The 9491-nt window shown below is 68.7% G+C and carries 9 protein-coding genes and 1 pseudogene; 3 read left to right on the forward strand and 7 right to left on the reverse strand.

What is annotated here, in order from left to right; translation table 11 throughout:
* The 4 genes and pseudogenes from VJS38_RS01050 to VJS38_RS01065 all read right to left on the reverse strand — a co-directional run.
* Positions 1–221: pseudogene (locus tag VJS38_RS01050) on the reverse strand (hypothetical protein); the annotation flags it as partial.
* Positions 221–676 carry a MarR family winged helix-turn-helix transcriptional regulator gene (locus VJS38_RS01055; RefSeq protein WP_324086301.1) on the reverse strand — a complete coding sequence of 152 codons (456 nt, stop codon included), beginning with the start codon at positions 674–676 and terminating at the stop codon, positions 221–223. The pseudogene VJS38_RS01050 and the gene VJS38_RS01055, both read right to left, overlap by 1 nt.
* 95 nt (positions 677–771) lie before the next feature.
* Positions 772–1062: a hypothetical protein gene (locus tag VJS38_RS01060; RefSeq protein ID WP_324086302.1), complete on the reverse strand. Its 291-nt coding sequence runs from the start codon at positions 1060–1062 to the stop codon at positions 772–774.
* 81 nt (positions 1063–1143) lie between these two features.
* A complete protein-coding gene (locus VJS38_RS01065; RefSeq protein WP_324086303.1) occupies positions 1144–1929 on the reverse strand; it encodes a PhoH family protein in 786 nt (261 codons plus the stop codon).
* A gap of 291 nt (positions 1930–2220) precedes the next feature.
* On the opposite strand from VJS38_RS01065, the gene VJS38_RS01070 reads away from it, so the two are divergent.
* Positions 2221–2748: a gamma carbonic anhydrase family protein gene (locus VJS38_RS01070; RefSeq protein ID WP_324086304.1), complete on the forward strand. Its 528-nt coding sequence runs from the start codon at positions 2221–2223 to the stop codon at positions 2746–2748.
* A gap of 29 nt (positions 2749–2777) precedes the next feature.
* On the opposite strand, the gene VJS38_RS01075 is transcribed toward VJS38_RS01070, so the two are convergent.
* Together VJS38_RS01075 and VJS38_RS01080 are read right to left on the reverse strand one after the other, a co-directional pair.
* The gene (locus VJS38_RS01075) at positions 2778–3731 is read right to left on the reverse strand and encodes a polysaccharide deacetylase family protein (RefSeq protein ID WP_324086305.1); all 954 of its coding nucleotides are present in this window, start codon (positions 3729–3731) and stop codon (positions 2778–2780) included.
* A gap of 119 nt (positions 3732–3850) precedes the next feature.
* Positions 3851–6721, reverse strand: coding sequence for an insulinase family protein (locus VJS38_RS01080; RefSeq protein ID WP_324086306.1), 2871 nt, complete (start codon positions 6719–6721; stop codon positions 3851–3853).
* A 228-nt stretch (positions 6722–6949) separates the two neighbouring features.
* On the opposite strand from VJS38_RS01080, the gene VJS38_RS01085 reads away from it, so the two are divergent.
* Positions 6950–7654 carry a rhomboid family intramembrane serine protease gene (locus VJS38_RS01085; RefSeq protein ID WP_324086307.1) on the forward strand — a complete coding sequence of 235 codons (705 nt, stop codon included), beginning with the start codon at positions 6950–6952 and terminating at the stop codon, positions 7652–7654.
* 78 nt (positions 7655–7732) lie between these two features.
* Positions 7733–8164 carry a CBS domain-containing protein gene (locus VJS38_RS01090; RefSeq protein ID WP_324086308.1) on the forward strand — a complete coding sequence of 144 codons (432 nt, stop codon included), beginning with the start codon at positions 7733–7735 and terminating at the stop codon, positions 8162–8164.
* 91 nt (positions 8165–8255) lie between these two features.
* Here the strand turns inward: VJS38_RS01090 and VJS38_RS01095 are convergent, their stop codons facing one another.
* Positions 8256–8711 carry an Rrf2 family transcriptional regulator gene (locus VJS38_RS01095; protein ID WP_324086309.1) on the reverse strand — a complete coding sequence of 152 codons (456 nt, stop codon included), beginning with the start codon at positions 8709–8711 and terminating at the stop codon, positions 8256–8258.
* Positions 8712–9491: the final 780 nt, after the last annotated feature.

Consider the following 9491-nt stretch of genomic DNA (forward strand, 5'->3'; position numbering starts at 1 on the left):
GCCGAGGCCAGCAGGAACATGGTGATGGCCATGTTGAGCCGCAGAGGCTCCTCGTGCAGGGCGCGGGCGATGCTCGGCAGGGCGTTCGACATCACCGTCGATTCCAGCGACTGCATCAGCAGCGCCGTGCCGATGATCGCCGGCACGATCCAGGTGCGCCGCCCCTTGGACGTCGGCGGTTCGGCCAGGGTCAGGCGCGGATCGAAGGTCCCGTCGCCCATCAGTCGGCGCTCGCCAGCTTCAGGAGGGCGGCGGCTGCGGCGGCGATCTGCTGGCGCTCGGCCGGCTCCAGCCGGGCCAGGCGCTTGGCCAGCAAGTCGTTGCGCTGGGCGCGGATCTGCTCGAGCTTTCGCACGCCTGCCGGCGTCAGGCTAAGGCCGCAGCGGCGCGCGTCGTCGGCGTCGATCATCCGGGTCACGAGGCCGTCGGCCTCCAGGCGTTTGACGTGGCCGCTCATCGTCGGCTTCGAGGTCTGCTCCGCCTCGGCCAGGCCGCTGACGCCGATGCCGGGCCGATTCTTCACCAGACCAAGGATGATGGCGTCCTGCGCCGACAGGCCGCTCTTCAGCGCCTCGTTGCGCAGGCGGCGGGACAGGCGCAGCAGGGCCGGGCGCAGATGATCGGCGAGGGCCACGACGCTGCGGGCGTCAGGCGCGGTCCGGGTGGCGGTGCTCATGCGTCTCAGACGGCGACTTTGGGGAGTCGTTAGTTAGGCTTCCGAACTATCTAGGCGCGGCGACGGATCCCCGCAAGGCGCGGGGGCGCGAAACTTCAACGTGGGGTCGAAATGTCGCTGTCTTCGGCGAGCGGGCGCGCATCCCAGACCGACGGCGTCTCGGGCGCGACCAGCACGTCCTCGACCGGCGGGACGTCGGTCTCCGTCGCGGCGACGTCGTCGTCCCGCTCCGAGGTCACGTCGAGCGGCAACGGCGCGTCCGGCTTCACCAGGTGCTTGGCGACGACCAGCTGGCCAGGGTCCGGCTCGAAGTGGACCTCTTCGCGCCGGTCACCGGTGGCGACCGGGACCGGGGCCGGCTCGGTGTCGGGGGTGTTGGGGCTCATCGTCACCTCCGCCCGATCAAGCCCTGGGGCGCGCGGAGGTTCCGCGCCTTCTCCCCGCCGGGCGAAGAGAAGGCGCAGCCGTCAGAGGACGCCCAGCATCTCGGCCACCAGCGGGTGGCGGACGATGTCGCGGTCGGCCAGGCGGACGACGGCGATGTTGCCGACGGCTTCCAGCTTCTCAGCGACCGGGCCGAGGCCCGAGAGCTCCGGCAGCAGGTCCGACTGGTTGGGGTCGCCGGTGACCACCATGGTCGAGTGCCAGCCCAGGCGGGTCAGCAGCATCTTGATCTGGACGTAGGTGCAGTTCTGCGCCTCGTCGATCACCACGAAGGCGTTGTTCAGGGTGCGGCCGCGCATGAAGCCCACCGGCGCGATCTCGATGGCGCCCTCGGCCATCAGCGCCCGCACGCGCTTCATCGACAGCCGGTCGGAGAGCGCGTCGTAGAGCGGGCGCAGGTAGGGGGCGAGCTTGTCCTCCATCTCGCCCGGCAGGAAACCGATCGATTCGCCGGCCTCGACCGCGGGGCGCGACAGCACGATGCGCCCGACGCGGCCGCTCTCCAGCGCCTCGACCGCCTTGGCGATCGCCAGATAGGTCTTGCCGGTGCCGGCGGGGCCGAGCGCCAGGACGAGGTTTTTCTCGTCGATGGCCTTTATCAGCTGCTGCTGGCCGATGGACTTGGCCTTGATGGTCTTCAGATAGGCCTGGTCGCGGTCGTCGTTGTGATGAGCCAGGGGCGACCAGCCGCGATCGACCGGCAAGCGGCGGATTTTATCATCCGCCTCGAATTGACCGGCGTCGAAAGACCCTTCGCGCAGCTGTCGCTTCATGGCTCGCTTGCTCATCAAAAGCCTCCGTGGGGGCATGAAAAAAGGGCGACTCCGTCATGGAGCGCCCTTCGACCTGGTCAGTAGAGGAACGGAAGCGGCGTGCCGGACCACATGGTCCGTCGGGTCCAGTGCGATCGGACGTCGCCGTCCGAGGTGAAAACCCACTCAGCGCCATCAACTCCGTCCAGCGCGAGACGCGGACCGGGACCCGGTCCGCAGCGGCTTTCGAGAAGGTGGTGGCCCGCTCGAATCGCCTGACTAGAATGATCGTAGCGTGCTTTCGGATCCGTTAAATCCAGGCCGACCAACCAGTTCAGGGGCTAGGGAATGCCGATTTATAGTTTGGGAAATGTGACGCCTGAGCTACCAAATGATGACGAATATTGGATCGCGCCCACCGCGTCCGTGATCGGGCGAGTTATCCTGAAGAAGAACGCCTCGATCTGGTGGGGATGCACCCTGCGCGGAGACAACGATCCGATGGTGATCGGCGAGAACAGCAACGTTCAGGACGGCTGCGTTCTTCACACTGATCTGGGCTCGCCCCTCATGATCGGCGCCAACGTCACCATAGGCCACCAGGCGATGCTGCACGGGTGCGACATCGGCGACGGCTCTTTGATCGGAATCGGCGCAGTGATCCTCAACGGCGCCCGGATCGGAAGAAACTGCATCATCGGCGCGAAGGCGCTGATTCCCGAGGGCAGGGAGATCCCCGACAACTCCCTGGTGATGGGCGCGCCGGGCAAGGTGGTGCGCGAGGTCTCGCCGGCGCAGCTCGAGATGCTGGCCGGCAGCGCGCGCGGCTACGTCGAGAACTGGAAGCGGTTCGCCCGGGACCTGAAGCCGCTCTGATCGCCTGGCGCCCCGCTGCGGCGGGGGACCTAACGCCGGTCGTTGTTCGTGCGGTCGTACTCCTGGGCGATCTGCGCCGGCGGGTCCTGCCAGCTGTCCCAGGGCAGATCCTTGTGCATCTCCTTGGCCCAGCGCTCCATCCAGTCGATGCCGTCGGGGCCGACATAGGGGTCGCGCAGGCGATAGGCCGGGTCCTTCATCGCCTCTTCCAGCGTCACGCCTTTCAGCTTCCGCCGCTTGAGGATCCGGGCCAGGTCGTCGATGGAATCGGCGTTCAGCCGCGTGGCGTGCAGCAGCATGACGAAGGCGATCTGCCGGCCGAACAGCCCGTTCGAGGCGTCCTGGTACCAGGCGATCGTGCGCTCGGTGTAGTTCAGGTACTGCTGCTTGATCCGTTTGCGCCGGAACTCGTCATGGCGCGCGATGGCGTCGTCGTAGGGCTCGGCGAACTCCCAGTCGTCGGCGTCGATGGTGACCGGGGCGATCCGGTAGCCATGGCCCGCCAGCCAGCCGTCGATCTGTCGCTTCACCGGCTCGGGGAAGCCGGTCTCCAGATAAGGGTGGCGGAACCAGCCGAGGGACTTGCCGTGCTTCTGCAGCAGGCTGCGGGTCACCGGCTCGCCCTTGGCGATGTCCTGGACGTAGCCCGCCGCGCCCAGCGTCTTGGGATCCTCGTGACTGAAGGTGTGGTTGCCGAGGTTCATGCCGGCGTCGAGCCATTTCTCGAGGTTGGCGATCTGCTGCCGCCGGTCGATCTCGTCGAGCTTGCTCTCGTTGACGAAGCCGATCGCCGGCAGGCGGTGGCGCTTCAGGCCCCTGAGCAGCATCTCGTTGAGATAGTTCACATAGGGCTGGTCGGGCAGGAGGGTCAGCGCCGGCAGGTCGTCGAAGGTCAGCGCGACCTTTCCGGTGTCGGCGCGCGCGGCGCTCGCCGCCAGGCCGGCGAGGACGACGGCGGAAAGGATGGCCTTCAGTTGGCGCATAAACGAGCGCGTCCGGTGCTTACGGTGGAGGTGGAGCGCGTGCCTACCGAGCGCGGCCCAGGCTGGCCAGCGGAATCAGAGGTCCCCCAAACGGGAAGCGTCAGCGACGATCCATCTCCTCACTGTCCCTGTGGCCGGACGATCAGCTTGAACGCCGTCTCGTCGCGCAGGAAGGTCCGGGCGATCTGCTGCAGCTCGGCCGCGGTCACCTTCTCGGTGTCGGCGACGATGTCGCGGGTCAGTTGCAGCTTGCGCGGATCGGCCTGGGCGCCGGAGAGCTCGGACAGCCAATACTGGTTGGTGACCCGCGCGCGCAGGATGTTCTCCAGCCGCGGCTGCTTGGCGCGGGCCAGCTCGTCGTCGCTGATCGGGCTGGCGCGCAGGTCGGCGGCGATCTTCGCCACGTCGTCGAAGAAGGCCGGCAGCTTTTCCGGGGGCACCTCGACGCTGGCGGCGAGATAGCCCCAGCCGGTCCAGGTCAGGCTGTGGCTGTAGGCGACGGAGGGGCTGTAGGTGGCCCCCTCCGCCTCGCGCAGCTGCTCGGTCAGCCGCGTGCGGATCACCTCGCCCAGCACGGCGGTGGCGAAGGCGCGCTGCGGATCGGCCCAGATGTCGGCGGTGGGCCAGGCGATGTAGCCGATCGCCTGGTCGGCCCGGCCCTTGTGGGTCAGGACCTGCGGCTCCGTATTGGGCGCGGGAAAGCCCGTGCGCCGGGCCTCGGCGGGGGCGAGCTGCGGCGCCGGGCGCGGGGGCAAGGCGCCGAAGGTGCGGCCGACGGCGGCGATCACCTCGTCCGCCTTGACATCGCCCACCACCACCACCTCGATCGACCCCTTGGCGAGCGAAGGCGCGACCTGGGCCCTGAGATCGGCGACCTTGGCCTCGGCGATCTCCTCGCGCGAGGGGAAGGTCCAGCGCCGATCGCCGCCGTGCAGGACGCCGCCGAGGTCGCGGGCGAGCACGCCGGAGTCGGTGGCCTCGTACTGATCGTGGATCGTCTTGCCGCTGGCCTTCAGCCGCTGGAAGGCTTCCGCCCGCCAGCCCGCATCGGAGACGTAGCCGGCCAGCACCTGCAGCTCGGTCAAGAGGTCCTGGGTCCGTGTCTCGCCCGACAGCACGAAGGCGTCGTCGCCGGCGCCGAAGCGGGCGCCGTAGACCTTGGAGGCCAGCACCCGTTCCATGTCCTCGCTGGTGATCTTCCTCAGGCCGCCCTCGATGAAGGCGTTGCCGGCCCAGGTGGTCGCCTGGCGGTCGGCCGGCAGGTCGATGAAGCCGTGGCCGACGTTGACGCGCAGCAGCACTTCCTTGTCGCGGAACTTGGTCGGCTTGACCGTCAGACGCACGCCGTTGGCGTAGCGCACGAAGACCGCGCCCAGGTCTTCGACGTTGCGCCGCTCGGCGACCTTGCCGGGGGTTCCGAAGCTGGCGTAGGGCCAGGCGATCTGCGCCGGCGCGGCTGGCGGGGCGACGGCCGCCTTCTGGGACTCCGCCAGCGCGGCCAGCAGCGTCGCCTCGCCGCCCTCGATGGGCTTGGGCGAGGCGGCGAACAGCAGCGGCCCGCCGCCGGCGAAGGCGTGCTGAAGCGCGGCGTTGACCTCGCCGACCGTCAGCCCCTTCACGATCTCCTCGAAGAGCGCCAGGTCCTGCGCCGGGCTGGTCACCACCTGCTGGTCGTTCAGCGAGCCCACGATCTCGTCCGCCAGCTCCGCCGGGCGGCGGGTGGCGGCGCCTTGCGCGGCCGTGGCCAGACGCGCGCGCATCTCGACGATCTCGCGGTCGAGCTCGTCCTTGCGCACGCCGTAGCGGACGATGCGCCGCTGCTCGGCGTCGGCGGCGGCCAGCGCTGGGCGCCAGCGGTCGGTCTCGGCGCTGACGTTGATCAGGGCGATCTCGGCGGAGCGGTTCTGGTCGAACTTGACGCCCGCGGCGCCGATGAACGGCGGGTCGGTCCCGCGCGCCAGGGCCGAGAAGCGCCGGTTCAGCACGGCCAGGCCCAGTTGATCGATCACCTGCCGGCGCTCCTTGGCCTTGCTGTCGGCGGAAAGGTCGGGCGGCGCCATCCAGGCGAGCTGCAGGCTGAACGGCGCGCCGGGCTCGATCACCAGCCTGGCTTCCGTACTGCGCGGCTTGACCGCGCCGAGATCGGGATAGGCGCCGGCCGGCGCGCTCGCCCGCCAGTCGCCGAACCGGGCCCGGATCTTCGCCTCCATCTGGTCGGGGTCGAAGTCGCCGACCGCCACCAGCACCGCGTGCTCGGGCCGGTAGTAGGCGCGGTAGAAGTCGGCGACCAGCGAGGCGGGCGCGGTCTTCAGCACCTCGACCTTGCCGATCGGCATCCGCTCGGGGAGCCGCTGGTCCTTGAGCAGGAAGGCCAGCCGCTGCTTGACGATGCGGTAGCCGGGGGTGTCGCGGGCGCGCTCCTCCGACAGCACCACGCCGCGCTCGCGGTCGGCGGACTGTGGCGCGATGGTCAGCTCGCTGGCGGTCTCGCGCAGCAGCATCAGCGAGGTGTCGAGCGTCTCCGGATTGGTCCGCGGCAGGTCGAGCTTGTAGACCGTCTCGTCGAAGCCGGTGGAGGCGTTGGTGTCCGGCCCGAAGGCCAGCCCCAGGCGCTCCAGGATGCGGATCATGTCGCCTTCCTTGACCCCCTTCGAGCCGTTGAAAGCCATGTGCTCGAGGAAGTGGGCGAGGCCCTGCTGGGCGTCGCTCTCCTCCAGGGCGCCGGCGCCGATCCAGAGCCTGAGCGACCCCTGGCCCGCCGGAATGGTCTGCCGGCGGATCGCATAGCGCATGCCGTTGGGCAGCTGGCCGAAGCGGATCGCCGGATCGGGCTGGAGGTCGGAGCTCGCCTGCGGCCAGGCGGCGCGCGCCGCCGCCGCAGGCGACTGGACGGACGCAGGCGCGGAGGCCTGGGCGAGCGCCTCGACCGGGGCGAGGAGCAGCGCGGCGGCGGCGGCGATCGTCGCGCCGGTCCTCGAGATGCGGATCATGGAAAGGTGAAGTCCCTAAAGCGCTTTCGTCGGCGATGGGCGCCGGTTTTGCGATCAGTACGCGTTTCTGATTCTGAATCCAGAACACGACGCGGGCGGGCGATTCCGTCGCGGTCCGCCATCCTGCGTACGTTCCTTGGGCAGCAGGGCCGCCCGGAGTGTCGTGTGTAAGGCTGGACGACGGCGAAGTCTCGCGCCGGAGGCCAAGAAGGCATAAACGTTGGGACGATGCTGGCCAGTCTCTTTCAGGACACCTCCAACGATCCGCGTCGCGGCTATCCGGACGGGCCGACGCCCGACCGCCGGCCGGCGCACGAGCCGGTGTTCAACGCGCCCTGGCCGGCGATGGCGCTGGTCACCCTGATCATCGGCGGCTACGCCTTGCAGGCGCAGCTGTCGCCGAGCCAGATCGAGCCGTGGATCTTCGCCCCCGCGGCGCTGAGGGGCGGGGAGTGGCGCACGGTCTTCACCGCCATCTTCCTGCACGGCAACTGGGCGCATGCGATCACCAACGCGGCCATGGCGCTGGCCTTCGCCACCCCCCTGGCGCGCTATCTGGGCGACTCCGCCAAGGGGGTCTTCGCCTTCTTCTCCTTCTATCTGCTGTGCGGCGCGCTGGGGAACCTGGGCTTCGCCGCCTTGCATCCCGGCAGCGAGGAGGGGATCGTCGGCGCGTCCGGCGCGGTCTCCGGCCTGATGGGCGCGGTGGCGAGGCTGATCGGCGGCCGCGGACGGCTGGGCGGGCTCTTGTCGTCGCCGGTGCTGGGCATGGGCGGCGCGCTGCTGGCGATCAACCTGCTGATCGGCGTGCTGGGCGGCGCCTGGGTCCCCGGCAGCGGCGGGGCGGGGATCGCCTGGGAGGCGCATCTGGCCGGCTTCTTCTCGGGCCTGGTGCTGATCGGCCCATTCGCCCTGCTCGCGGGACGCCGATAAGCGGCCTCACGTCCGCGTGCTTTGATTCGCTTCTGAAATTGCGCAACGCTGTTCTTCCAGAAACGGGAAGAAACGCTGATGCTTGTGTCACAGATCCTCAAGCGGAAGGGGGACCTGGTGTTCACCACCACCCCCGCCGAGACCATCGCCGACGTGGCGGCCCTGTTGAACGGGCGGGGCGTGGGCGCCCTGGTGGTGCTCGACGCCGGGGGGCAGGTGGCCGGCATCGTCTCCGAGCGCGACATCGTCCGCATCGTAGCGGAACGCGGGGCCCAGGCCCTGGCCGAGCCGGTCGGGAACTGCATGACCCGCGACGTGCATTTCGCCGCGCCGGGCGACACGGTCGATGCGCTGCTCAACACCATGACCGATCGCCGGATCCGTCACCTGCCGGTCTGCCACAAGGAGCGGCTCGTGGGCCTGGTCTCGATCGGCGATTTGGTGAAGTGGAAGATCTCCGAGGTCGAAGCCGAGGCGGAAGGGCTCAAGTCCTACATCGCCGCGAGCTGAAGTTCCCCTCCGCATGGAGGGCTGGACGCCGGCCGCCCGCCGGCAGGGCGGGGAAGGGGGACTTCCCCGCCCGTTCCGTCTTTCGGCAAGCTCAGGTGGAGGACGTGTTCTCGAGCGCCTCGAGCGCACCGCCGGTCCGCGCCGCCGCGGCCAGGCTGTAGCCTTCCAGCACCTCGGCGGTGGCGTCGCGCGCCCGGCGCAGGGCCTCGCGCAGCGAACAGAGCGCCGGATCGTCCGGACAGTCGTCGCACTTGCGGAAACCCATCCGCTTGCTGACGCAGGGCGCCAGCGCCAGCGGGCCGTCGATCACCCGGATGACCTCGGCGAAGCTGATCTCGGCCGGATCGCGCGCCAGGGTGTAGCCGCCGAACTTGCCGCGGCGGCTGATCACCAGGTGGTTGCGCGACAGCTCGAGCAGGATCGCCTCCAGGAACTTCCGCGGCGCGTCGGCGCGGGTGGAAAGCTCCCCCGACGTGAGTTGCGCGCCGTTGGTTCGGGCGAGCTCGACCAGGGCGCGCAAGGCGTAACGGGCTTTCTGCGAGAGCATTCCGGTGCAATTCCTCTCTAGCGTCCCGATTCCGAAGTTCGCATGCGCCTGTGGCGGCCTCGGACGAACTTCGGAATCGGGACACTAGCTAAGTCTTTGTCTTCTAGTGTGCTTTTAGATCTGAAGGTCGCTCGGCGCATGATCCAGATGCAAGCGAACTTCAGATCGAGCACACCAGCCCCTTAATAGGTGGCGCGCGGCGGCAAGGCGAGAGGGGCGTGACGCCCGGCGCTTTGCACGGGCCCCCGGAAATTCCTTCGCCGGCGGTTGACTCCCCGAAAGCTGGGGCCTAGAAGCCGCCTCCGCTCCGGGCGGGACCCGCTGGAGGGAAAACGGCGCTGAAAGGCGCTTGATTTTTCCCCACAGATGGGTATTTTCCCGAGCCTCAATCGAATCGCGACGGACTAGTGAGGGAAGCCCCTCGGCGGCCCGCAGCGTTTTTTGCGCCAAAATCCGGACCGGATGGCGGGGCGAAAAAGTCGGAAACGACCGATTGACACCAAAGAGGCCGGCCACTAGATAGCCGCCTCCGCCGGCCACCGGCGAAAAACAGTGGGGTCGGCGGAAGTCGATCGGGTCTTTGACATTGTAGATTGGAAAGAGAAACGCAGGCGGCGGTGGTCTGGCGGATGAGTTTTGGCTCATCGCAATGACTACTGACTGTGACTGCGGTCTCTTGAAGACACCATGAATACGGCCTGGTTTTTTTGCTGGGCTGGAATTTGTGGGAACTCGTCAAGAACTACGCAGACTAAAGCCAGCCTGTCCTGTTGAGGGATG

This window comes from Phenylobacterium sp. (assembly GCF_035276905.1).
GTDB lineage: Bacteria > Pseudomonadota > Alphaproteobacteria > Caulobacterales > Caulobacteraceae > Phenylobacterium.

What these genes read in the sequence shown, in the direction of transcription:
- VJS38_RS01075 (WP_324086305.1), bottom strand. Translation starts at nt 3,731, where the DNA reads ATGCGCCAACTGAAGGCCATCCTTTCCGCCGTCGTCCTCGCCGGCCTG.
- VJS38_RS01065 (WP_324086303.1), bottom strand. Translation starts at nt 1,929, where the DNA reads ATGCCCCCACGGAGGCTTTTGATGAGCAAGCGAGCCATGAAGCGACAG.
- VJS38_RS01055 (WP_324086301.1), bottom strand. Translation starts at nt 676, where the DNA reads ATGAGCACCGCCACCCGGACCGCGCCTGACGCCCGCAGCGTCGTGGCC.
- VJS38_RS01085 (WP_324086307.1), top strand. Translation starts at nt 6,950, where the DNA reads ATGCTGGCCAGTCTCTTTCAGGACACCTCCAACGATCCGCGTCGCGGC.
- VJS38_RS01080 (WP_324086306.1), bottom strand. Translation starts at nt 6,721, where the DNA reads ATGATCCGCATCTCGAGGACCGGCGCGACGATCGCCGCCGCCGCCGCG.
- VJS38_RS01095 (WP_324086309.1), bottom strand. Translation starts at nt 8,711, where the DNA reads ATGCTCTCGCAGAAAGCCCGTTACGCCTTGCGCGCCCTGGTCGAGCTC.
- VJS38_RS01090 (WP_324086308.1), top strand. Translation starts at nt 7,733, where the DNA reads ATGCTTGTGTCACAGATCCTCAAGCGGAAGGGGGACCTGGTGTTCACC.
- VJS38_RS01070 (WP_324086304.1), top strand. Translation starts at nt 2,221, where the DNA reads ATGCCGATTTATAGTTTGGGAAATGTGACGCCTGAGCTACCAAATGAT.
- VJS38_RS01060 (WP_324086302.1), bottom strand. Translation starts at nt 1,062, where the DNA reads ATGAGCCCCAACACCCCCGACACCGAGCCGGCCCCGGTCCCGGTCGCC.